20 protein-coding genes are annotated in these 24,077 nt (G+C 37.3%); 4 read left to right on the plus strand and 16 right to left on the minus strand.

Going from position 1 to position 24,077, the window contains the following annotated elements; all coding sequences use genetic code 11:
* Positions 1 to 5: 5 nt before the first annotated feature.
* From PSE72_RS02330 to PSE72_RS02360, 7 genes are all read right to left on the minus strand, one after another.
* Positions 6 to 1,418 (minus strand): surface lipoprotein assembly modifier, encoded by a 1,413-nt coding sequence (locus PSE72_RS02330; protein WP_115167292.1) that lies wholly within the window; start codon positions 1,416 to 1,418, stop codon positions 6 to 8.
* An 86-nt stretch (positions 1,419 to 1,504) separates the two neighbouring features.
* The gene (locus tag PSE72_RS02335; protein ID WP_115167293.1) at positions 1,505 to 2,248 is read right to left on the minus strand and encodes a Slam-dependent surface lipoprotein; all 744 of its coding nucleotides are present in this window, start codon (positions 2,246 to 2,248) and stop codon (positions 1,505 to 1,507) included.
* Between the two features lie 436 nt (positions 2,249 to 2,684).
* Complete coding sequence (gene rnd / locus PSE72_RS02340) at positions 2,685 to 3,806, minus strand: ribonuclease D (protein WP_004910722.1); 1,122 nt, start codon at positions 3,804 to 3,806, stop codon at positions 2,685 to 2,687.
* 84 nt (positions 3,807 to 3,890) lie between these two features.
* Entirely contained in the window at positions 3,891 to 5,579 is a 1,689-nt protein-coding gene (fadD, locus tag PSE72_RS02345; RefSeq protein ID WP_004910720.1) for a long-chain-fatty-acid--CoA ligase FadD, read from the minus strand.
* Positions 5,580 to 6,009: 430 nt separating this feature from the next.
* On the minus strand, positions 6,010 to 6,612 hold the full coding sequence (locus PSE72_RS02350; protein WP_004910718.1) for a Slp family lipoprotein: 603 nt from the start codon (positions 6,610 to 6,612) through the stop codon (positions 6,010 to 6,012).
* 244 nt (positions 6,613 to 6,856) lie between these two features.
* Positions 6,857 to 7,555, minus strand: a complete 699-nt coding sequence (tsaB, locus tag PSE72_RS02355) for a tRNA (adenosine(37)-N6)-threonylcarbamoyltransferase complex dimerization subunit type 1 TsaB (RefSeq protein WP_115167294.1) — start codon at positions 7,553 to 7,555, stop codon at positions 6,857 to 6,859.
* A gap of 94 nt (positions 7,556 to 7,649) precedes the next feature.
* Positions 7,650 to 9,575 carry an ATP-dependent DNA helicase gene (locus PSE72_RS02360; protein ID WP_115167295.1) on the minus strand — a complete coding sequence of 642 codons (1,926 nt, stop codon included), beginning with the start codon at positions 9,573 to 9,575 and terminating at the stop codon, positions 7,650 to 7,652.
* A gap of 149 nt (positions 9,576 to 9,724) precedes the next feature.
* Between PSE72_RS02360 and PSE72_RS02365 the strand changes: the two genes are divergently transcribed.
* Positions 9,725 to 10,072, plus strand: a complete 348-nt coding sequence (locus PSE72_RS02365; RefSeq protein ID WP_004254978.1) for a RidA family protein — start codon at positions 9,725 to 9,727, stop codon at positions 10,070 to 10,072.
* Between the two features lie 177 nt (positions 10,073 to 10,249).
* Here the strand turns inward: PSE72_RS02365 and mdtI are convergent, their stop codons facing one another.
* Positions 10,250 to 10,582: a multidrug/spermidine efflux SMR transporter subunit MdtI gene (mdtI, locus tag PSE72_RS02370; protein ID WP_198641174.1), complete on the minus strand. Its 333-nt coding sequence runs from the start codon at positions 10,580 to 10,582 to the stop codon at positions 10,250 to 10,252.
* 1 nt (position 10,583) lies between these two features.
* The gene (gene mdtJ, locus PSE72_RS02375) at positions 10,584 to 11,012 is read right to left on the minus strand and encodes a multidrug/spermidine efflux SMR transporter subunit MdtJ (protein ID WP_004910709.1); all 429 of its coding nucleotides are present in this window, start codon (positions 11,010 to 11,012) and stop codon (positions 10,584 to 10,586) included.
* A 634-nt stretch (positions 11,013 to 11,646) separates the two neighbouring features.
* Here mdtJ and pdxK point away from each other — a divergent pair.
* Positions 11,647 to 12,495, plus strand: a complete 849-nt coding sequence (gene pdxK, locus PSE72_RS02380) for a pyridoxine/pyridoxal/pyridoxamine kinase (protein WP_115167296.1) — start codon at positions 11,647 to 11,649, stop codon at positions 12,493 to 12,495.
* Positions 12,496 to 12,582: 87 nt separating this feature from the next.
* Here pdxK and zwf read toward each other — a convergent pair whose 3' ends face one another.
* Positions 12,583 to 14,058 (minus strand): glucose-6-phosphate dehydrogenase, encoded by a 1,476-nt coding sequence (zwf, locus tag PSE72_RS02385; protein WP_004910705.1) that lies wholly within the window; start codon positions 14,056 to 14,058, stop codon positions 12,583 to 12,585.
* A gap of 472 nt (positions 14,059 to 14,530) precedes the next feature.
* Between zwf and PSE72_RS02390 the strand changes: the two genes are divergently transcribed.
* Both PSE72_RS02390 and pyk read left to right on the plus strand, forming a co-directional pair.
* Positions 14,531 to 15,376: a MurR/RpiR family transcriptional regulator gene (locus tag PSE72_RS02390; protein WP_115167297.1), complete on the plus strand. Its 846-nt coding sequence runs from the start codon at positions 14,531 to 14,533 to the stop codon at positions 15,374 to 15,376.
* A gap of 190 nt (positions 15,377 to 15,566) precedes the next feature.
* The gene (gene pyk, locus PSE72_RS02395) at positions 15,567 to 17,009 is read left to right on the plus strand and encodes a pyruvate kinase (protein WP_115167298.1); all 1,443 of its coding nucleotides are present in this window, start codon (positions 15,567 to 15,569) and stop codon (positions 17,007 to 17,009) included.
* A 52-nt stretch (positions 17,010 to 17,061) separates the two neighbouring features.
* Here the strand turns inward: pyk and PSE72_RS02400 are convergent, their stop codons facing one another.
* The 6 genes from PSE72_RS02400 to PSE72_RS02425 all read right to left on the minus strand — a co-directional run bounded on the left by PSE72_RS02400 (position 17,062) and on the right by PSE72_RS02425 (position 23,457).
* Positions 17,062 to 17,490 (minus strand): DUF7832 domain-containing protein, encoded by a 429-nt coding sequence (locus tag PSE72_RS02400; protein WP_115167299.1) that lies wholly within the window; start codon positions 17,488 to 17,490, stop codon positions 17,062 to 17,064.
* 155 nt (positions 17,491 to 17,645) lie between these two features.
* Positions 17,646 to 18,662 (minus strand): fimbrial protein, encoded by a 1,017-nt coding sequence (locus PSE72_RS02405; protein WP_115167300.1) that lies wholly within the window; start codon positions 18,660 to 18,662, stop codon positions 17,646 to 17,648.
* A gap of 8 nt (positions 18,663 to 18,670) precedes the next feature.
* Positions 18,671 to 21,157, minus strand: a complete 2,487-nt coding sequence (locus PSE72_RS02410; RefSeq protein ID WP_217007724.1) for a fimbria/pilus outer membrane usher protein — start codon at positions 21,155 to 21,157, stop codon at positions 18,671 to 18,673.
* Positions 21,158 to 21,168: 11 nt separating this feature from the next.
* Entirely contained in the window at positions 21,169 to 21,831 is a 663-nt protein-coding gene (locus tag PSE72_RS02415) for a fimbrial biogenesis chaperone (RefSeq protein WP_115167301.1), read from the minus strand.
* A gap of 57 nt (positions 21,832 to 21,888) precedes the next feature.
* On the minus strand, positions 21,889 to 22,410 hold the full coding sequence (locus PSE72_RS02420; RefSeq protein WP_115167302.1) for a fimbrial protein: 522 nt from the start codon (positions 22,408 to 22,410) through the stop codon (positions 21,889 to 21,891).
* A gap of 189 nt (positions 22,411 to 22,599) precedes the next feature.
* Complete coding sequence (locus PSE72_RS02425) at positions 22,600 to 23,457, minus strand: LysR family transcriptional regulator (protein ID WP_217007725.1); 858 nt, start codon at positions 23,455 to 23,457, stop codon at positions 22,600 to 22,602.
* Positions 23,458 to 24,077 lie beyond the last annotated feature (620 nt).

Consider the following 24,077-nt stretch of genomic DNA (forward strand, 5'->3'; position numbering starts at 1 on the left):
GAAAATTAAAATTTCTTGGTGAAATTGACACCGACTTCACTTTGCTTAAAAGAATAAATAATATCTGCCGTGCTTTTATTCACTTGGCTATTAAAATAAATAGAAGGTGTAAAGGTTAATATTTTATTTTTATCAAATGTTACTTGGGTATTTAAATATTTATTATGATCTTTTCTTTTTACATTTAAATACACATCAAACTGTTCGAAATTTGTTTGCTTGTAACCTACCGCAACAAGAAAATCACACAACTCGGTGATCTTTAAAAAACCAGCTCTAATCCCATACTGTGAATAACTATCACTATTGCGTTGTTTTTCCCGATTGGCTCCATGTATTCCCCCAAAAGCGACTAACTGAGAATCAACTAAATAGGTCCCAAATAGTGAATAGATCCATTTATCACCATCATTAAAACCATACTCATGAGGATACGTTTTATTTTTATATTCAAAATCACCTAAAATAGTTACTCGATGATTTAACGTATATTCTGTTGCTATTTTTCCTCCTAGGCTTAAATTATAATATTGGTTATCATGCCATTTGGCTTCAAATATGGGCAATATGCCGATTTTTGTATTCGCATTCTCAAATTGATAACCCCCGCTAACAAATATATTTATTTTTCTAGCCGTGACTGTTTTCATCGGTTCTAACCCAAACGCACCGAATGATAATAGCCCTGAATGGTTACCCACGAGAGGAAACCGCTTTGTTGATTTAATATAATAATGCCATTTTCCACCTGCGATAGACTGATTGCTGCTATTCATACATTTACTACGAAAACAGTACATTTCACGGCTATTTGATGCTTCATTTAAATTAAAATCATAACTTGAACCTAGCTTAACCATTCCTTGCCAGCGATTTTTATTCTCTAAATATATTATTTTATTTTCAATATATTCAGCTAACTTACTTGATATTCCCCCGCTATGTTTTGTTTTTATATTCTGATATATCGACAATGCTGCCTCATAATGTTTAACATAAGTTAGTGCTCGTGCAAGTTTTAACTCAACCAAAAGCATATTAGGCTTGTGAATTAAAATTTCATTATATAACCTAATTGCCAAGTTATATTCATAATTTAATATCGCCTTTTCAGAGTAAATATATTTAACCAATTCTTTATCATGGTCTTTATGACTAACATAGTTATCAATGATTTTATTTATTGCATCAAAATGCCTCTTCTGAATTAGATCATAAAGAATAAAGCCAAGCTCGTCGATATTTTTTTTACTATATTTTACATTATTTATTTCTGATTGATGTTTTTTGTTACTATAACCATTTAGAACATTAGTAACCTCTTCGTTTACATCTTGAACTGCCTGTATTGAGTGTAGAGGGAAAAATAATAACAAAATTATATATATTAAATTTGTTTTTTTATTAAAAATAAACATATTAAGGCTACCATTTTAATGATACAAATAAAAAAGTAGACAAAATTCCTTTTGCCTACTTTTTTATCCAATTATATTTTCAGTAATTATTCGTCTTTCTGCCCACCAAATGCCGTGTCTAACTCACGATGGTTATCATAAGAAAGAATACCCGCCACTTGTTCTGCATTCTCACCAAATAGTTGCCCCATGCTGTTACCATAATGTGTTTCATTGGCAATGGCAGTACCGCTAAACTTGCCATCCTCTTCAATGTTCCCCGCCATGGAGTGGCTATTCGTTCCTTCTAATGCACCTGTATATGATTTATCCGCAAAATTTGCATTAAACCAACCCGTCTGTTTTGCTTCACCTGCGAATTGGTTAATGCCTGCTATAGTATAAGTCGCTTGGCCACTGGTTGGGACTTCTGTTGTTGCATTCGCACCGGAGAAATAAACCGTGTGCATTGCATCATCGGCTAAACCAGTTTGTGACCAGTCACCAAAATACACCTCGGCATCTGCAACCTGGCTAAATTGGAACTTGCCCATTCCACCGTGTGGGCTACCGCCACTTTCCAAAACATACACGTTGTCTGGCTTTTGTGTTACCATATATTTTAAGCCAGAAAATGATATGGTTTTTCCTTCCTTCATAAAGCGAGAACCAATTCCCGGTGCACCGATACTCCCCCCGTGTGGCCCCATGGTTGATTGAGTTTTATCGACAATAATATTTGTTTGATTATATCCATAATCTAAGCTTTGTTTTGATACCGTTTCTGCCATAACACCAACAGAAAATATAGAGAAAGATACTGCAACTGTAATTAATGATAATTTCTTCATTTGCGCGTCCTTTTCAATAGAAGTTTGAATTAGGTAGTTTTTTAAAAAGACACATTAAATAAAAATTTATGCTTTCCTTTAATGTTCGAGATTGAGTATATGCAAATTATTTTTATTTACAAATGAGGGGAATATAATTCAATTTTTTATTATTAGGCAATAAGAAAAAATAATCTTTTATTTTTTAAACAGTTAATTAAAAACCCTATAATATCTAATTTTATTTATTAGAGTTCCAATTTAGAATTAATTGTATTTTTAAGAGTAATTACAATTATTGGATAAAAGTAAAATAAATATATTGATTAATAAATAAAACGTATATTTTTATAAATATATTGACAAACAATAAATATAAATGAAATACAGGTGGAGAAAGTAGACTAAGTTATTTAAATGAGATACAAGAAGTACTCTTCTTGTACCTCATAATATGCTATACGCTTGCTAAGAGCTTTGCTATGGGTTCAGCGAGTAATCGCCCTCGCCAGCCAGCCAATAGCTCAGGAGGTGTAGCCGAAGACTTTAACCCCCAATGAATAGACAGTAATTGGTTAATTTGCCGTCTAGAGGCCAATAATTCTGCATTAAATTTTTCGTTTTCAGCAATATCTTTAACTACCGCTTTAATTTCTTTAAACACACTTTTGTATTGGCTCTGTTCAGTAATATTCGCCACCGGTGTTGGGTATTGGCTTTCATCAAGTTGTTTTGCTTGTTCGACAATCGCTAATAAACGCTTACCATGGCAACGAATTTCTTGCCCCGTTAAACCAAGTGCATCAAGTTCACCAAGAGAGCCTGGTAAATAGCGGGCTACTTTCCACAGGTGCTCTTCTTTCACCACAAAGTTGACCGCCATATCACGTGCTTTAGCTTGGTTTAAACGCCATTGTGCTAATAACTGTAGGCAAGCGAGCTGTTCATCACGTAGTTGCCACGCATTATGGATATTCATGTAGGCTTTTTCTGGCTTTAGTGTTTTTTGCCGACGAGCGACAACACGTTGGCACTCATCTTTTGCATCTTCCAAATAGCCAGCTTCAGTCACTTTTCCCATTAAAATTTCAGCTAATGGCAGCAAATACAGTACATCTGCGGCTGCATAATCACATTGTTTTTCGCTTAACGGACGCGCGAGCCAGTCTGTCCGTGATTCACTTTTGTCGAGCTCAATGCCTAAATGTTCAGCAACCAATGACGCAAAACCACAAGAAATTGGGTAACCTAAAAATGCAGCCACAACTTGTGTGTCGATCATCGGCTCAGGTACACAATCGAAATCATGCATAAACACTTCGAGGTCTTCACTCCCCGCATGTAAAAATTTTAGTTGCTCTGGGTTGGTTAAAAGTGCTTTAAATGGGCTAAAATCCGTGATTAATAATGGGTCAATTAACGAAACTTGCTTTCCATCATATAGCTGTAGCAAACCTAGTTGTGGGTAATATGTTCGGGTACGAACAAACTCGGTATCCAAAGCGAGCCATGGTGCATTACTAGCCTCTTGGCATACTTGGGCTAATTCACTATCTGTAGTTACTAAACGATAATTCAAAACAAGTTTCTCTTTTTTATTTTCATCACAATGACGCCGGTTAAAACCGGCGTCATCTATTCTTTGTTTAAGACTAAACCACAATCATACTGGTGATTTTTCTCTTTGCAATTTTTCTTCATCACGTAGGTCTTTACGCAAAATTTTACCCACATTAGATTTTGGTAATTCATCACGAAATTCAAATATCTTAGGTACTTTATACGCGGTTAATGAACGACGGCAAAAGGTTTTTAGCTCATCACCCGTTAAATTCGCATTTTTCGTTACAACGAAAACTTTAACCGCTTCACCCGTACTTTCACTTGGTACGCCAATTGCGGCACATTCTATAACGTCTGGATGTGCCGAAATAACATCTTCAATTTCATTTGGATAAACGTTAAAACCTGAAACGATGATCATATCTTTTTTGCGATCAACAATACGAATATAACCTTCGCTATCTATTTCTGCGATATCCCCCGTCGCTAACCAACCATCCACTATCGTGTCCGCGGTAGAATCAGGCCGGTTCCAATACCCTTTCATGACTTGTGGACCTTTTACCCACATTTCGCCAGGCTCACCAATAGCGACTTCGTTGCCGTCGTCATCAAGGAATTTAACATCTGTTGACGGAACAGGTAAACCAATGCTTCCACTATAACTGGTTAAATTATAAGGATTACCCGTTACTAGTGGTGCACATTCTGTTAACCCATACCCCTCGAGTAAATGTTTCCCTGTCAGCTTCTGCCATTTTTCTGCAACGGCTTTTTGAACGGGCATTCCGCCTCCAACTGAAAGGCGTAAACGTGAAAAATCCAACTTTTTGAACTCTTCATTATGCAGCCACGCATTAAATAACGTGTTAACACCAGTAATTGACGTAACGGGATAACGTCCTAGTTGTTTTACGGTGTCAGGTACATCTCTAGGGTTGGTAATCAATAAGTTAACTCCCCCCACCGTAATAAATAGTAAGCAGTTAACTGTCAAAGCGAAAACGTGATACAGCGGTAAAGCAGTGACAACAAATTCAGCCCCAAATTTCAGTACAGGCCCGTAAGCCGCTCTTGCTTGCTCAATATTTGCTAACATGTTGCGATGAGTTAACATCGCCCCTTTAGCAACACCGGTTGTTCCACCGGTATATTGCAAAAAGGCCAAGTCATCACCGGTAATGTTAGGCTTAATGTACTGCATACGATAGCCATAATGCATAGCGCGGCGAAAGGAAATGGCGTCTGGTAAATTATATTTAGGGACTAAGCGTTTGACATACTTAACTACAAAATCAACGATTGTGGCTTTAGGACGTGAAAGTTGGTCACCCATACGCGTTAAAATGACGTGTTTCACTTTGGTATTGAAAACAATTTTTTCCAGTGTATGCGCAAAATTCGATACAATAACAATCGCTGTTGCACCGCTATCATTCAATTGATGCTCTAACTCTCTTGGGGTATAGAGTGGATTAACATTTACTACAACCATTCCTGCTCGTAATATCCCAAATAAAGCAATCGGATATTGTAATAGGTTTGGCATCATTAATGCGACACGATCCCCTTTTTTAAGGCCAAGTCCATTTTGTAAGTAGGCAGCAAAAGCGCGACTTCTCTCTTCAAGTTTCCGATAAGTCATCACCGCCCCCATGTTAATGAAAGCAGGTTGGTCGGCAAATTGAGAAACCGCATTTTCAAGTAACTCTGCTAGAGAAGCGAAGCTATCAGGATTGATTTCTTCCGGCACATCAGCAGGGTAATTTTTTAGCCAGATTTTTTCCAAAATGTTACTCCTGAATTTAGTGAAGTTATTATACTCAACATCTCTTTTAACAAATTATTAACTCAGCGTACCAGTTTGAAAAACAGACAATGTCAAGGTTGAGAGGTCTATCACTAAATAAATTTTGTTCTTCAAGAAAAAACAAGGCGGACTAAGCCGCCTTGTTTGTCTTAAATTAGTTAAACAGATATAAATCTGTACAAGATTGCGCAATTATACATGATGTTACGTTGTTTTTGGAGAGCTTATCTAGTCACTTAAGAAAGGATTTAACCTATTACGTTAACTAAAGTCATTTTTATTGGAACTAAATTTTAGTTAATGTTTTTATTACGCACTTTCATCTGTTAGCGCTTATTTAGATAATCTTTTCTATATCAACAAAAAAGCCCCGCTATAAGCAGGGCTTTTAAATAAAGAAAGATAATCATTATTCTGTTAGATACGTTTGTACGGGTACTGGGCCTCCAGGATAACCGTATCCATAACCATAGCCCCACGGGTGGTTATAAAAATACGGGTCGCCATAATAACCATAACCCCACGGGCCAGATGGCGGAAGCATGACACTTTGTGCAACATTCCAGCGTTGGAAACCTGTTACATCTAACGTGACATATTTATAAGGAACTTGCCCTACTTTTCCTTGTTGCTCCCCAGTGATTTTCCCCACCACAGTAATATAACGGTTAGTAAAATCACTTGGTTCACGAAAACCATTTAGGTACGCATAAATACGCCCAATAGAAGGGGAATTGAGTTCTGGCGCAGCATCATATTTATTTAATGCCATCACCGCAATTTCTAAACGTGTTCTTGCTGTTTCATTTTTAACTGCAAGCACTTTCCCGCCAAAACGTGCCTCCTGCCCAATATACATTTCAGGAGCATTTTGTACGGATGTTAAGTTATCTGTTGGGTTTTGCACCGAACCTTGAATTGAAGCAGGTATCGAAACACACCCTGTCAGTGCTAATATGCTTGCAACAAAAAGGCCTTTAAGTGCATTACGGCAGTTTAATTCAATGTTCATAGACCACCTCCGATTAGCGACATTATAAATTCAGGTAATACAGTTTTAAATAGCATTTAGCAAACAAAACACGATATGTTAAAAGTAGCCATAAGAATTCTATTACACCCTAATAATATCCTAAATTATTGAATGATTCGATTCGTATTTTTATTATTCAATATTGGATTTATTTTCTGTTTAATATAAAAAATTGGCTATATCACGTGATATAGCCAATTCAAATCAATTAATTTCCCATGTATTATTCACGACCAGGCAATTTTTTCCATGTAACTTCATTACGTAGGTAAGTAGGTTCGACGTTTTCAACGGCAACCACTTTTCCCTGTTGCCATAATTGCGCAGCAATGGGTAACATATCTTGCGCATCAGGCAGCGTAATATGGCTATTGGACAATGAAGCTGAGTCATTCAGCAATGAAGGATACGCTTCCCATCCAGTTCCTGCATAACTCCAAGCCCCTGAAAGCCCAGTAAATTTATTTTTAAAATCATCGGGAAGTAGAACAGCTTCGGTTTCTTCACCTAACCAGTGACCTTCAGATGTTCGCTGATATTGGGCACAATAAATTTCTGACATCCGTGCATCAATAGCCACTAATACCTGTTTATGCCCCGCTATACGAAAGGCGCCTTCGGCAAGTGTCATTAAAGAGGAAACGCCAATCATGGGTAAATTAGCTCCTAATGCTAACCCTTGTGCGATACCAACACCAATACGAACCCCGGTGAAACTTCCTGGGCCTCGCCCGAAAGCTAATGCATCTAACTGATTTAACCCCATTCCGGCTTCCGCAAGAACGTCCTCAACCATGGGTAAGATTTTTTGCGTGTGCTCACGGGGAGAAACCGCAAAACGAGAAATAATATCACCTTCACACCAAAGTGCGACTGAACAGGCTTCTGTTGCTGTATCAACAGCAAGAATACGACTCGACATGCCTAAACTCCGGCAAATTAATAGTTTCTAATTGAAAGATGCCGATTATATTAACATAAACGGCCGTAGGAATAGCAGAAAAACAAGGTGGGATTTACCTCGTTCTATTAACTTCTTGTCTTTTCTCTTCAAGAAATGCAATTGCTTTTTGTATACTTCTTGTTCGCGGTGATGGCGGAAGGCTACGTAAAAAAACCTCACCATAAGGACGTGTCACTAAGCGGTTATCACAAATAACGATAACCCCATAATCACTGGTATCACGAATTAACCGCCCGACACCTTGTTTTAAAGTAATCACGGCATCTGGTAATTGAACATCAGAAAAAGGGTCTCCGCCTCGTAATTCACAATCTTCGATACGCGCTCTTAATAATGGGTCATCCGGCGCAGTAAATGGGAGTTTATCGATAATGACACAAGTCAGTTCATCACCTCGCACATCAACCCCTTCCCAAAAACTACTGGTAGCAACTAAAACGGCATTCCCTGCTGAAATGAATTGGGATAACAGTTTATTTTTACTGCTTTCCCCTTGCATTAAGACGGGTAATGTCAATGAGGATTTAAACTCTTCGGCCAATTCACGCATCATCAGGTGCGATGTACATAAAAAGAAACAGCGCCCCTGATTTTTTTCAATCATAGGTCGTAGCATTGTTGCTAATTTTTGTGCTAGACCTCGTTGATTGAGCTCGGGTAAAAAACGGGGAACACATAATAAGGTTTGGCTTTGATAATCAAATGGGCTGGCTAATAATAACGTTTTTGCACTGACTAAACCTAAACGGTCAGTGAAGTGACTTAATTTTTCATTTACCGACAAAGTTGCTGATGTGAAAACCCAACTGCCTGGCGTACTTGCAATCATTTCGCTGAATTTATCTGCAACCGTTAAGGGGGTTAGCGCCAGTAAAAAATGGCGACCATAACTTTCAAACCAATAACTGTAACCCGCAATCGTCACATCTTTTAAACGATTCAAACGATTTCGGTAAATAGTGACGCGCTCAAAAATTGAGTCTAAGCTCTGTGATCGGCCTAAAGTGGTTTTAATCACTTCGTAACAAAGTTCAAGAGAATCATCAAGTAATGTCAATGCTCTTTGCACTTCAGGGCGTTTTAGTAAATCACGTAAATTACCACGAAAACTGTTTTCCCCCAAATTGAGCCGGAAATCCAGTGTACTTTGCGTGAGCCTATCTGCACTTTTTTGTAGTTGCACTTGGTCTTTTAACTCAGTTCGATAGGCCATAATCATATCGCGTGCAAGATCAAGCAGCTGACGACTGCTAAGTTGCTGACCAAAATATTGGCTGGCGATATCTGGAATTTGGTGCGCTTCATCAAAAATCATGACTTCTGCTTGGGGAATTAGCTCACCAAAACCTGTGTCTTTCACGACTCTATCAGCCATAAATAAATGGTGATTTACAACAACAATATCCGCTTCTAAGGCTTTACGACGCGCTTTTAAGACAAAACAGTCTTGGTAACGTGGGCAGTCGCTGCCGAGACAATTATCATTGGTACTCGTCACTAACGGCCAAACTGGGCTGTCTTCAGCAATATCATGGCAGGTACTCGTATCACCTAACTCAGATTCGATTGACCAACTACGTAACCTCACTACCGCTGACAATATTTCAGGTTCAAGGCTACCACCACCGAGGGACTGTTGGTCTAATCGCTCTAAGCATAAATAATTTGATCGCCCCTTTAACAAGGCTGTACGCCCAGTGTAACCCATGGCATCAATAATTGTCGGTAAGTCCCGGTGATACAGTTGATCTTGTAAGGCTTTTGACCCCGTAGAAACAATGACTTTTTTTCCACTACGCAATGCAGGAACTAAATAAGCATAAGTTTTTCCTGTTCCAGTACCGGCTTCCGCCACTAGCACATGCTGCTGCTCAATCGACTCAGTTACTGCGTTAGACATCGTAACTTGTGCTTCTCGAGGCTGAAAACCGGGAATTGTTCTGGCTAAAAAGCCATCCGCAGAAAAATCGTCGTGCACTACAAGACCTATTTATTAGTAATAATGAGGGCACACTTTACCATGAGTTTATTAACCCTGCTGAGGTAATTATTATCCCCTTGAACAACTGATTTTCATCCAGCCTACAAACTGTTATTCTTGAGCCACATGTATAATAAGGAATAATTATGACTATCAAACGTATTGACCCGGATAATCGTTGGTCTGAAGCTGTTATTCACAATAATGTAATTTACTACACCAGTGTACCTGAAAACCTTGACGCTGATATTGTTGCTCAAACAGCAAACACGCTCGCGGCAATTGATGTCATGCTTGAACGTGTTGGTTCAGACAAAAGTAAAATTCTTGATGCCACCATTTTTCTTGCTGATAAAGCCGATTTTGCTGGTATGAACCAAGCATGGGATGCTTGGGTTGTTGCTGGAAGTGCGCCTGTCCGCTGTACTGTCCAAGCATTGTTGATGAAGCCAGAATATAAAGTTGAAATTAAGATTGTTGCAGCAATTGATTGATTAGACAGGTTTTGCTTTGCATAAAAATGGGCGCCAATTATTAGCGCCCATCCATGCTCTAAATAGTTTGTGATGTCGCTAGGCGGCAAGTGAGTTAATCCCTTGGGGCATACAAAAGTATGTGACTAGGGTTAACGAATGCAGCCAACAACGCGACAACGCAAAATATGACGAGCATTATGACATCTTAATAAGCACCATCCCCAGCAACAGTAACACAATTCCCCCCCAGCCTTTATAATTTAGCCGTTGATTGAAAAGAATCCAACCTGCTGCTACTGTCGCGATAATACCGAATGCTCCCCATAATGCATAAGCAATTGAAAGTTCGATTCCTTTTACAGCTTGTGCTAATGCACTGAAGGCTCCAAGTACCGCAATTAGGGAGAGAATACCTACCCAATATCGTTTAAATCCATTCGACATTTTTAACAAAATGTTGGCTGCGATTTCTAATATTACGGCTAGGATCAAAAACGCAGCATGCCACCATTCAAAATGACTCGCCATATTACGCCTCCGACTTAGCTTCGCGTCCAACTAAAGCATTTGTTTTGGCAGCATTGACCGCGTTTTGTGTAACTTGTTTTACTTTCTGTGCAGATTGACGAACGGTGGCTTTTTTGGTGCCTGATTTAATCAACCCAATACCGGTGATCAGTAATACTAATCCACCTATTTTCATCGGTGATAGTGATTCTCCAAACCACATGACACTAAATGTTGTGATAAAAAGAATACCGATCCCTTCCCAGAGTGCATAGGCGACACCTAATGCCACTTTTTTAACTGCAATGGCAAGTAAAATGTATGATGTTGCTATCATGACATACATCACCACCATACCGGTGAAATCACCACTAACGCTGGCATGTTTCATTGATAATGTACCGATAACCTCGGCAACGATAGCTAATACTAAAAATATCCAGTAAATCATTATAATATCTCTCTATGTACAGCCACGTAATAGCCTGTTTTTTGTACAGAACAAATAGACAAATTACTATTGCGCGATTGTTGAAAATTCAAATAAATAACAACGTGTTGCTGAGTTTATTCAGCGAAATGAATAATCGAGAGAGACGCTATAATGCACCACACCAGTAGTGTTCACTGGAAAGGATAGCTGAAAGGAAAAGCCTGTGTGTCGTTCTTTTTTGGGACTTGCTGATCTTGCCGCTAGTTGAGCTAAGCATGATATCTTATTCTTTTCATCAGGTAGACATCTACCCAATTTACTCCGAACCCTCATGTTGATAGTTAATTTCAGCTTATTTTTAGCATGCCAAATTTATTAAGTCAATGAATATAAACATTTTTTGCATTGAATAAAAATATGCATAACTATTCATTAATATGCTAATCAACCCTTGAACTATCAACAATTATACGAATAAACAAGCGGCAACGATAAATTTTTCATTGGAATTATTTTATAAAAAAATCTCTTTATTCCACTTTTTATACTCTCATCACACCTAAAATATACTATTCGATTTTTAACATTGACAACCTGATTGAACAAGCTTCTTATAGTAGCCATATGATTGTAATATGCCGAAGAGAGAGCCATGAATACCTTTAGCCTTACCTCCAATAGTTTCCAAAATGCCGCAGATGCAACACCATTACCTTATGATGTCGTATCAATTCAGTCGCAAGTTATTTATGGCAGCGTTGGGAATAGCATTGCCGTTCCAGCGTTGACAAAACAAGGTTTACGAGTAGCTGCAGTCCCTACCGTAGTACTGAGTAATACTCCTCATTACACCACTTGCTATGGTGGGGAGTTACCTGGAGAGTGGTTTCGTGGTTATTTAAACGGTTTTGTTGAACGTGGTAGTTTAGATTCTGTAAGAGCTATTTTGACTGGTTATCTAGGCTCCCCAGAAAAAGCTCAAGACTTAGCTGACTGGTTAACCCTCGTCCGCAAAGAACGAGCAGCACTGCCGGTTATTGTTGACCCAGTCATGGGGGATGAGGACAGTGGTTTTTATATTCCCCCTGAAATTGCCGAGGTCTACCGTGATAAAGTCATACCTTTAGCAACAGGAATTATTCCAAACAAATTCGAGCTCATGACCTTAAGTGGCAAACAAGTTAATAATTTGGATGATGCAACAGCTGCAGCCCGCAGCTTATTAAAAGGAAATACCCAGTGGGTAATCATCACAAGTGCTTTCCAGCCTGATGATGATAATATCGAAGTGGTCTGTGTTACCAAAGATGACGTCGCCGTGATCCGCCACAAGCGTTACCCTGTCACGCCAAAAGGAACGGGGGATTTATTTGGTGCAGAACTCACCGCACAATTATTAGCTGGGCTGTCCGTTCCTGATGCCGCTAAAATGGCGTGTTTACGCATCGAACAAGCGATTATTCACATGGCCGCTACAGGACGTAGTGAATTGATTCTTTAAACCACGATATAACAAGCATAGAGAAATGGCGGGATTATCCCGCCATTTTAGTCAATACACCGTCTAATATTTCAAGTATTGATAATTTTATTCGAACTCATTCCACGAACGACCATCACGAGCAATCATCGCGACAGAAGCGATCGGCCCCCAAGTCCCTGCCTGGTATGGTTTAGGCGCTTCATTGTCCATTGCCCATGCATCTATAATAGAATCAACAAATTTCCATGCTTCTTCTACTTCATCACGGCGAACAAACAGTGCTTGAATGCCGCGCATTGCTTCAAGCAATAAACGTTCATAGGCGTCAGCAAGGTGAGTTTGGTTGAAAGTTTCGGAGAAACTTAAATCCAATTTAGTGGTTTGTAAACGGTGTTTATGATCAAGGCCTGGTGCCTTATTCATAATTTCAATATCGATCCCTTCGTCTGGCTGCAAACGAATGGTTAATTTATTCTGAGGCAGATCTTGATAACTTTCCGAGAAAATATTCAACGCGGGCTTTTTAAAATAAACCACAACTTCTGAACATTTAGCCGGTAGGCGTTTCCCTGTACGTAAATAGAAAGGCACGCCCGCCCAACGCCAGTCATCAATATCAACACGCAAAGCAACGAATGACTCAGTCATACTTTGCTTATTCGCCCCCTCCTCCTCTAGATATCCAGGGACTTTTTTGCCCTGAACAAAACCAGAGGTATATTGCCCACGTACTGCCTTTTCACGCACATTAGTATGGTCAATACGACGTAAAGAACGCAGGACTTTTACTTTTTCATCACGAATACGGTCAGTAGTTAAATCTGCCGGTGGTGACATCGCAATCATCGTTAAGATCTGCAATAAATGGTTTTGCACCATATCGCGCATTTGACCAGCTTGGTCGAAATAACCCCAACGCCCTTCGATTCCCACTTCTTCCGCAACCGTGATCTGGACATGGTCGATAGTGCGGTTGTCCCAGTTATTGATAAATAACGAGTTTGCAAAACGCAGTGCGAGTAAATTTAAAACTGTTTCTTTACCAAGATAGTGGTCAATACGATAAACTTGGCTTTCATCAAAATACTTGGCCACTTCATTATTAATTTCTTGTGACGACGCTAAATCCGTTCCCAGTGGTTTTTCCATGACAACACGATTTGGCTTTTTATTTAATTTAGCATGACCCAGTCCTTGGCACATTGCACCAAAGGTGCTCGGTGGCATGGCAAAGTAATGGATAGCCGGTTGTGCATCTTGTTTTAACATTTCAGCTAAACGCACAAAACTTTCAGTCTGGTTAACGTCTAAGTTACAAAAATCCAAGCGAGAGCTCAATTTTTCCCACAATGCTGAATCGAGATCTTCTTTTAAGAACTTATCTAACGCTTCTTTGACAAAGTGGACATAATCATCTTGACTCCATTCAGCTCGACCGACACCAATAATACGCGTGTCTGGATGAATGTAACCTGCTTTCTCTAACTGATAAAGCGATGGCAACAGCTTACGACGAGCGAGGTCTCCCTTGGTGCCAAAAATAATTAAGTCACAAGCTTGAGCAGCATTATGTACCGCCATATTGGTTCTCCTCAATTTGCGGAATGTAAGACCTAACTAGGATAGGCCTTATTGTAATTTTGTTAAAATTAGCCCTAATTCCGCTAATGTACCCTGTTGCTAGTGCCCAGTAAATCTTCATGATACCGATCACAGTTTTTATGATGAAAAAAACAACATATTCTCTGTTTGCTCTTATGTTACACACTGAATAATTTTTAGTGTATTAAAAAGATGCGATTTAACTGAATGGAGACAGCTTCCGTAAAAAAATAACAAAATATGTAGGATGTTTACTAATCTGAAAATTAGATACGGGTCAAAGTTTCACAAAAAGCTGCTAGTTATCACCTGCATTCAGATAGCTTACATATCTTACATAGTATATTTTCACTCTCTATTACAGCATCACGACAAGAAATTAAAAATCAACAATAGGATAACGTGATGACTCACAAATTTCTCCTTTCGATGAAATAGGCGCTTTTGCTATATGAATATTTTAGAACAAATGAAAACAAGTCTCGATTTTTTAAGTAAATCGGAAAAAAAGGTGGCTGAAGTTATTTTAGGTATGCCACAAAATGCCATTCATCTCAGTATCGCCACTCTAGCGCGATTAGCAGATGTTAGCGAACCAACAGTAAACCGCTTTTGTCGGAAAATGGGCACGAAAGGATTCCCTGATTTTAAATTACGATTAGCACAAAACTTAGCCAATGGAACCCCTTACATCAATCGCCATATAGAAGAAACTGACACAGTAAATACCTATACCCACAAAATTTTTGAATCGGCTATGGCCGGATTAGATAATGTGAAACACACGCTCGATATTAGTGCAATTAACCGTGCTGTTGATTTATTAACCCAAGCACGAAAAATCAGTTTTTTTGGCTTTGGTGCCTCTGCTGCCGTCGCCCACGACGCAATGAATAAATTTTTCCGCTTTAATATTCCTGTCATATACTTCGATGATATTGTCATGCAACGTATGAGCTGTATCAATAGTGCTGAGGGAGACGTTATTGTGCTCATTTCCCATACGGGAAGAACTAAGGCATTAGTTGACATGGCACGTTTAGCACGGGAAAACGATGCCACCGTCATAGCAATTACCTCAGAAAACTCTCCACTATCCCAAACCGCTACCCTACCTATCATTATTGATGTGCCTGAAGATACAGATATCTACATGCCGATGGTATCAAGAATGGCTCAGCTCGCAGTCATTGACGTATTAACAACGGGTTTTACGTTAAGAAGAGGTGAAAAATTTAGAGATAACTTGAAGCGCGTCAAAGAAGCATTACGTGATTCGCGGTTTGATAGCATCTAAAGGCAATAAACTGACAGTATAAATGCTTTTCAGGCTTTAATAGTTTTACAGACCTGATAGCATTAAGAAATTGGCTGTATATAATAGCTGTGCTCGTGTCAGCATCCCTATTTGCAGTAAACAGGTTTCGAAATGGAGTGAAATGGTTTCACTCTTTTATCAACACCATTACAGGTCAACGGAGTAATACATGTCTAGACGGCTTAGAAGAACTAAAATTGTTACAACTCTTGGTCCAGCTACCGATCGCGATAATAATCTTGAAAAAATTATCAATGCTGGCGCCAACGTTGTTCGCCTTAACTTCTCCCACGGAACTCCAGAAGACCATCTATTACGTGCTAATAAAGTACGTGAGATCGCCGCTCGTTTAGGACGTCACGTTGCGATCCTAGGTGATTTACAAGGCCCTAAAATTCGTGTATCTACGTTTAAAGATGGTAAAGTTTTCCTCAATATTGGTGATAAATTCATTCTTGATGCCAATTTAGGTAAAGGTGAAGGTTGCCAAGAAAAAGTGGGTATCGACTATAAAGGTTTACCTGCCGATGTGGTTCCTGGCGATATTTTACTTCTTGATGACGGTCGAGTTCAATTAAAAGTTCGTGAAGTCAGAGGGTTACAAGTATTTACGGAAGTTACTGTTGGTGGCCAATTATCTAACAATAAAGGTATTAATAAACTTGGTGGCGGTCTTTCTGCTGAAGCATTAACAGATAAAGATAAAGAAGATATAAAAACTGCAGCAAAAATTAATGTCGACTATTTAGCCGTTTCATTCCCTCGCTCAGGTGAAGATTTAGATTATGCGCGCCGTTTGGCTCGTGATGCGGGTTGTGAATGCCAAATTGTTGCTAAAGTCGAACGTGCCGAAGCCGTTGCCAATGATGAAGTCATGGATGAAGTTATTCTCGCTTCTGATGTCGTTATGGTTGCTCGTGGTGACCTCGGTGTAGAAATTGGCGATCCTGAATTAGTCGCAGTTCAGAAAAAATTAATCCGCCGTTCACGTCAATTAAATCGCGTTGTAATAACTGCAACACAAATGATGGAATCGATGATCACTAACCCAATGCCAACGCGGGCCGAAGTCATGGACGTCGCGAATGCGGTGTTGGATGGTACCGATGCCGTTATGCTTTCCGCTGAAACTGCCGCAGGCCAGTACCCTGCAGAAACGGTAGCTGCAATGGCACAAGTTTGCTTTGGTGCAGAAAAAATGCCTGGCCTGAATGTATCTAAACACCGTTTAGATGCAGAATTTAGCAGCCCAGAAGAAGCAATTGCTATGTCAACAATGTATGCAGCTAACCACCTTAAAGGGGTTAAAGCTATCATTGCAATGACTGAGTCTGGTCGTACTGCACGTATGATGTCTCGTATCAGTTCTGGCTTGCCTATTTTTGCAATGTCTCGTCATGAAAAAACGCTCAACCAATGTTCTCTATACCGTGGTGTTACCCCAGTTTTCTGTAGCACCCACACAGATGGTATTGCGGCTGCTAATGAAGCGGTGACGCGTTTACGTGATAACGGCTATTTAATGAGTGGTGACGTGGTTCTTGTCACTCAGGGTGACTTAATGGGCACCGTAGGTAGCACGAATACTTGTCGTATTCTAGAAGTCGAATAATCTTTTAGCCCTCGCCTATAGGTGGGGGCTGTCTTTTATATTGATGCTCTATCTAACCTTGAGCTTGTTTCCATTTGGCATATGCTTCGCTAATTACAGAGGCAATTTTATCATAATTTTCCCATGAATTTTCTATATGGTAAATTGTTGGTAAATGGCCTTTAAGGACACGTTCATAATCGTCAAAATAGCCCTTCTCTTCCGCTGCATAGTAAAACTGAGTAAAAGTATTACCTTCATCACTTAAATCTTCAGCTATAAATTTTTCATCACACATTGTCATCAAAAATTCACGTCCATCCAACTTTCGAGCTTTAACTAATGCGAGTTCTTCCCCTGATTCTTCAGTATGAAATTCTCCTACTAAATTATTATGAATAATCCATGTTAAATAAAAGCCAATATGGGTGCCTCCATTCTCATTTGGTAAGTCTGATGGATAATCACCACCGTAATGCCAATCCATACGATCAAATGCCATAGTCGCCCTCAACTTATTCATCAATAAAAGCTAACTATAACTTACTTCAGGTTAGTGATGAATTAAGATAAAGTGCAAAATGATGGCTAAATAATAGTAATACAAAACAGTAAAACTCTGCAGTTCACTCCTGTTACGTGCAGAGCAAATAGAACTTAGTGATATTGTAGATTAAATTGTAGCGTACCGTTTGCTTTCCCAGCAGTTGTTATAGATTGAGTTTGGATATAAGCAGCTTCCAACGGAATGTTATATTGGCCTACATTATTTTGTTCAACGATAGGCATTAACTGATTAAGCTTAATTGGTGCTCCGTTATATTTTACTTGGATTGCATAGCCCTTCGCTGTATTTTCATCAGTTAAATTATTGAGTGCAATTGCCCCCGGTGTTTGGCTTGTGTCTTGCGATCCAATAAACGTAATTTTTATCGGTGATATAGGGTCGCAGTCTAATTGAATTTGAAAGCTTTTCTTACTCTCTGGACTCATTGAGCCAACACCAGTAAATGACGATTTGCTGACTTTACCAAATGGTATATTTATTGACTTATTTTTAACTTCACAACCACTCGAAATAACATTAATTGGCCCCATAGTCACTTTTGGTTCAATTCTTCCATATAAATCTGAAGCAATAAAACCATTATTGAACAAAATTAACATCGCAGCATAAGTTGTTGGCAAAGTTTGGTTTTTAACATTATTACCAACTTTATAAAAATCTGCTCTTAACTTTACAGTATAAGTTGCTGAAGATGCATTAGAGCCACATATTAGTCTATTATTGATATTTCCATCTTTCGTATTTACCCCATCAACATACACAAAACCAGAGCAAGGGCTCATCACTGTTCCATGCAAAGCATAACCAACACCTGAATTATTAACTTCTCTCACATAACCTACACCAGAAATGTACATTGAATTCCCAGATCCGCTTGGTAAATATATGCCAACTTCTGTATTACCAGTTACATTCCACCACACCCAAGGGGAATGAGTACCTAAATCAACTGAGCCAATAAAAGTACCTACCGGTAATGTGCGTGAGACATAAAGTGTTTTATTCGAATTAACAAGTTGGTTAGTAAATTCAGCCCTAAATTCTGCAACACCAAGTTGTGAATATAAAAGTAACGGAATGCCGATTTTTAATCCTAAATTATTCATGACAACTCCTATTCACAAGTTCGTTCTATAAACTGAATTTTTTCATTTTCTAACGATAATGAAAGTGGAACTGTACATTGTTGGTTATGACTATTCCCCCATTTCACAATAATGATACTTTGATCTGGAACACCACTTAAATACACTTCCCCATCATTTGCAACAATACCTCCAGTCACTTGCTCTTCATTTTCTATAACAGAAACTTGTGTGCCAAATGCAATGGGTTTGCCTGCATGCTGCAGTTTTAATAATACTCTAGCGCCGCGTTTTGCTTGAAAATTAGCTAATACAATAGCGCCTTGAGTAGGAACAACAGTTGCTGTATTAATAGCAACATCATTATTACCACTTAATGTTGCAGTATCGACACTAATTTTATTTCGTTCATAGCGTGTAACCGTAGGAATTACGGCAAAGCCTGAAGAGTTCGTATAGAGCGACTGCGCATTATTCACTTTTAAATTATCAATATCTTCAGCTTTTACGAGCACTGCAGAATCATAAATAGTACGTGATGTCGTTAGCCCTCCAGAATGGAGTAATAATGCTCCTGTTGCACCGAGATCAACAGAATGATATTTAGGAGCATAATTATAGCCTGCACTGTATTCCCCTGATGAAACGATATAGTTTACACTAATGGAATTACTATATTCATCATGACTATGGTGGTATCTTTGTGTGAGGTCATACTGCAAATTATTATCTTCTAATTGCGTACTATTAAAACTCAATGAGCTAATAGAGTCGCCTTTTTTACTGGTATTATAGCTATAATTGATCCAATTATTTCTCCACCCTAAATCAAAAGGAATACTCAAATTTAATGACAGCATTTGGTCATTAGTATTCAAATAATCTTGCTTTGTATAAGAATAAGCAACACTGTAATTCATCGAATTATAATTAGAACTAAAACTCATGGTTAGATTTTTATCTGAACCACTTTTATCCCAATAATATTGCTGGTAACCATTCACTGATAAATAACCTATTCCGTTAAGTGATTGGGATACTGATGCTTGAAACTGTTGTTTTTTCCGACCGATGTTATAAAAGTAATTATTCGAATCAGAGAAATCATAATAATTCTTTGTTGAATAGCGATATGATGCTAAAGAAAAAGAAGTGCCTGTATCTGGAATATATTTTGAATACTGAATTCGGTATGATTGCCCTTCTGCCTTCTTTTTATCAATCAATCGTGCCGATGCTTGTGTAATATCTGTCGATATCGCACCAATATTACCTAAGTTTACTCCAGTACCTATTGTGTAAGCTTGATAGCCTTGGGAAACTAAAAAACCTCCATAAGCGGATAAGTTATATGGTAACCCATAAATTGCTGATGCTTGCGCAAAATTTGGTTTACGCCGTGCACTATCAACATTATATTTACCAATATCTACACTATATTTTAATGCACCTGCCCTTTGCATCATTGGTACCGCTGAAAACGGCTGAATAAAAGATCGGATTGTTCCATTAGCTTCTTCAATGGAGACCTCAAGGTCACCACTGTATGAAGTTGGATATAAATCATTAATTGAAAACTCACCGGGGGGTACAGTTGTTTGATAAATCACATTACCATTTTGCCTAATAGTAACAATCGCATTTGATTGTGCAATTCCTGTGACTGTCGGTGCAAAACCTCTTTCACTTTGAGGCAACATACTTTCATCGGAAGCTAACCTTATCCCACGATAAGGGTTGCTTTCCATCACACCATTATCAGAGGATGTTTCACCAATCGTTAATCGACTTTTTAAACTTCTGATATCTCGCTCTATATAGGTTTGTAAGTTATTCCAATTTGTTTCATTTGTTGTATTACTATATGTGCTATAGCTACGCAAACGCCAAGCATTTATATTAATACCGCTTCTTAAACCTAAAAATGTATTATCTCTGTTATCTCTATTTTGGTACCAATGCTTATTAAATCTTGCAGTGTAATTAACAAATGCCGCATTAATTCCATCGTCCCATTCTTTCGGTTCAACGTAACCTCGGCTAGTATTTTCTAATCCAATTTGAGGAATACTAACTTGTAGCTGTTGGATTTCGAATTTGTATTGATAATTAGCGCTAGGAATAATTTGAGCAATATCGTTCAAATATTCATCATCTTCAATTACTGAGAACTTTTCGCTTGCTGAGTTTTTTACCCCCCACTCTAGTAGCATTTTTTTTGTTATTTTAGGGAGTAGATTTTTAGTTTTATCATCAAATAAAAATGTAATATTCTTATTGTCCACCCGTTGATCATTAATATAAATATCAACAAAATAGTCACCTGGTAATTGCCCACCTGCGGATGACAAGTAGCCCAAGCTATTCACATCGGCAACTTGACTTTCAATTCCAGTGTTGATGGCATTGATATCAAATATATCTTCAGCAATTGTATTATTGGCATACAATATCAAGCTGATCGTAGTAAAAACTTTAGAATACATAAGTCTATTTTTGGTATAGAGAACTGACATCTTAGATACTCTTACTTGTTTTTTTTCTCTATGATAGCGCCATAGTCATTAATAAACTGAACAACTATTGAATCATCATTATTTGTTTTTTTCTTAAGAATGTAGTCATTTTTAAATGGGTATATTAAGCTAGCGCCATCAACGACCTCGCCATTGATAAGGATATTTTTGATTGATAAATGATATGGTGTTTGGTTATCAATCATAACTTCATCTGATTTTTCAACTAAATGAACCTTTTCAAAATCAAAAGGTTCAATATCTTTCGACCTTAAAAATAATTTAAATTGTGAGTTTATAATTATCTGTAGCTCATTTTCAATACTATTATCTTTCGGTGGTATTGATTTAATATTAAGCAAATAGATTTTTTCTTCATTTGAATTTATAGGTTCACCTATGTATGAGATCCTTGCTGAACCATTTGTATCTGGTTCAATTCGGAATAATGGTGGTGTAGCAATAAATGGTGCTTTACCCTCACCATTCAATGGAGAAACCCAACTTTGGATTAAAAATGGTTTTTCTTTATCACTATTAAAAATCGGGATATCAATTTCACGTTTGTTTTCTTCATAGACAAAACGAGTTCCACCTACACTAATACCTGACGCTTGAGAGATGTTAGAAATAGAAAATAAACATATACAGATTGAAAAAAATATTTTTTTCATAAAACAGCCATGATATTGATGTGGAAAAGAGGGCAACCATTGTCGCCCTACAACTAATTAATGATATTGAATGTTATATACTGCACTACTATTAGCAGGGCCTGCAGTTGCTACGCCTGTTGCTTTATAACGAGCTACATAATCTAAATCTACTGTTGCACCATCAAATTCAATTAGTTTTGAATCATCAAATAATTTGATTTGTGTTGTTGCGTCTTTTTCAAATAAAGCAATACCGACATTATTTGCAACACCTATACCTTGGTTAATGGCAAGAATATCGCGGTCTGCAGTATCACGTGTACCACCAAAGCGTACGGTTATTTTAGAGTTTGCTGGACAATCAACAAGCTTAATCGTGAAGTCTTTCAATCCTGCAACTTCACCCTGTGCAGCTAAACTTTTAGCTGATACCTTTCCAAGGTCAACATTTAAATTTTTTGAGTTACTATCAACTGTACAAGCAATATCAGTTATTTCCCCGCTAAAATTAATTGTACCTGAAGCAAAAACAGTTGGCGCAGATGTTACAGCTAAAGCAACCCCTATTACTGCTAGGGATTTTTTTAGAATACTCATAATAGTTCCTATAATATAAATTTTTAATTATTAATTACTACTATATGAATAAATCAATTACTCATATTGGGTGTGCGAAAGAAATATACCATTTACCTTTAGTTAAGTTAACTAATGGATACATTGAATTTTTTAAAATGACATCTAAAATATTTATGTTTGATTTTGATTATTCATTAATTGGCTCATTCATTTAAATTTTTCATTATCAATTAGGTAATATCTTAAAATTTTATTAGCCATTGAATTTTTATTCATATACATGTAAAAATTATAGAATGATTTTTTATTTGCTGTTTTCAGCTCTTTTAATGAATTATTATTCAATTCCTTCTGGACTAAATTTTTTGGTAACCATAAATGCCCAATCGAATTCTCTGTTAATTGAATTGCCAAATCCACATTAGGAACATGAATAGTTTGGATGCTTTTTATACCATCCATCTCTGTAGATCCCAAAGCAATCAATGTTGTTTTTTCCATTAATTTTAATACATTATCAGCATGACAATGTTGAAGCTTATGATTTGGATTGGTTACAAACACCGCCTCAACTTGCTCGAGATATATAGGGTTTAACGACTCAACATAATGGTGAGTAATTAATAAATCATAATTTTCAACTCCAAAAATATCTGATTTTTTTAATAAAACACGTTTTAAATCAATATCATAATCTTTTCTGGAGCGACTTAAATCCCCAATTTTTTTCAGTATTTCATCACTTTGATATAGTGAATCAATAACAATATTAATTTTATTATTTTCTTCATAATTTAATGACTTAGCAACCTCTTCTAATGAAATTGCTTTATTTGTTACCTCTCTCGATAGCGCTAATAGCTGCTCTCCTTGTTTAGTTAATACTGCACGACGTTTTTCTAAAGAAAATATTTCAATTTCCAATGTTTGCTCTAATTTACTAATGGTGTAGCTAATTGATGATTGTGTCCTATGCAAAATTTCAGCTGCTTGAGCAAAACCACCGTAGTCAACCACTGCCTGTAGAGTTATCCATTGATCTAACGTTGTTCGAGTTTTTTCCATCGAGTCTCCAAGTATTAATCTGGGAGTCATTTTTATTATATAATTAAAATATAGCAATATATTTTATATATCGTTAATAAGTGATTATACATAATTCTTAGTATTTACTCATATGTTTAAAATTATTTAATCTCTTTTTTTTAGTATGTAAGGAATAATTTTTAATATGAAGATTCATTTTATATGTGAAATATGTTTTTTATACTTACTACATTATGGATAGAAATAGCCAATAAATAATTTCAATTTTAAATTAAAAAAATAATAATTTCATAAAGATGAAAAAAAATTAATTTTAGAAGAAAAAACAATACTCAATTATAATTATTGTAAAGCATAAAAATAATAACCATAACTGGCTAGTCATTTAATGATGATTTAATAATATTATCTACTACATAGTTGGGCTTTACATTAGATAAATAAAAAAGAATATCACAATACAAACATTGAAATAAAGCTGCTTCAGTATATATACTAAGATCTAATTTCATGATTAATGTAACACAGGCTAATTACTGCCAGTTATAATATTATCAGCATAATAATTACTTAAAACGATACGGTTTGATATTTATTAGTTCTAGTTTATATGATTTTAGGCAAGTAATAATATGAAC

It is taken from the genome of Providencia sp. PROV116 (assembly GCF_028482485.1).
Taxonomy (GTDB): Bacteria; Pseudomonadota; Gammaproteobacteria; order Enterobacterales; family Enterobacteriaceae; genus Providencia; species Providencia rettgeri.

Bases quoted from the DNA above. Each gene is read 5' to 3' on its own strand.
- PSE72_RS02415 (WP_115167301.1), bottom strand. From the start codon at position 21,831: ATGAAAAAAATATTTTTTTCAATCTGTATATGTTTATTTTCTATTTCT.
- PSE72_RS02425 (WP_217007725.1), bottom strand. From the start codon at position 23,457: ATGGAAAAAACTCGAACAACGTTAGATCAATGGATAACTCTACAGGCA.
- pyk (WP_115167298.1), top strand. From the start codon at position 15,567: ATGTCTAGACGGCTTAGAAGAACTAAAATTGTTACAACTCTTGGTCCA.
- PSE72_RS02420 (WP_115167302.1), bottom strand. From the start codon at position 22,410: ATGAGTATTCTAAAAAAATCCCTAGCAGTAATAGGGGTTGCTTTAGCT.
- PSE72_RS02335 (WP_115167293.1), bottom strand. From the start codon at position 2,248: ATGAAGAAATTATCATTAATTACAGTTGCAGTATCTTTCTCTATATTT.
- PSE72_RS02390 (WP_115167297.1), top strand. From the start codon at position 14,531: ATGAATATTTTAGAACAAATGAAAACAAGTCTCGATTTTTTAAGTAAA.
- tsaB (WP_115167294.1), bottom strand. From the start codon at position 7,555: ATGTCGAGTCGTATTCTTGCTGTTGATACAGCAACAGAAGCCTGTTCA.
- mdtI (WP_198641174.1), bottom strand. From the start codon at position 10,582: ATGGCGAGTCATTTTGAATGGTGGCATGCTGCGTTTTTGATCCTAGCC.
- PSE72_RS02410 (WP_217007724.1), bottom strand. From the start codon at position 21,157: ATGTCAGTTCTCTATACCAAAAATAGACTTATGTATTCTAAAGTTTTT.
- pdxK (WP_115167296.1), top strand. From the start codon at position 11,647: ATGAATACCTTTAGCCTTACCTCCAATAGTTTCCAAAATGCCGCAGAT.
- mdtJ (WP_004910709.1), bottom strand. From the start codon at position 11,012: ATGATTTACTGGATATTTTTAGTATTAGCTATCGTTGCCGAGGTTATC.
- PSE72_RS02400 (WP_115167299.1), bottom strand. From the start codon at position 17,490: ATGGCATTTGATCGTATGGATTGGCATTACGGTGGTGATTATCCATCA.
- PSE72_RS02330 (WP_115167292.1), bottom strand. From the start codon at position 1,418: ATGTTTATTTTTAATAAAAAAACAAATTTAATATATATAATTTTGTTA.
- zwf (WP_004910705.1), bottom strand. From the start codon at position 14,058: ATGGCGGTACATAATGCTGCTCAAGCTTGTGACTTAATTATTTTTGGC.
- PSE72_RS02350 (WP_004910718.1), bottom strand. From the start codon at position 6,612: ATGAACATTGAATTAAACTGCCGTAATGCACTTAAAGGCCTTTTTGTT.
- PSE72_RS02365 (WP_004254978.1), top strand. From the start codon at position 9,725: ATGACTATCAAACGTATTGACCCGGATAATCGTTGGTCTGAAGCTGTT.
- PSE72_RS02405 (WP_115167300.1), bottom strand. From the start codon at position 18,662: ATGAATAATTTAGGATTAAAAATCGGCATTCCGTTACTTTTATATTCA.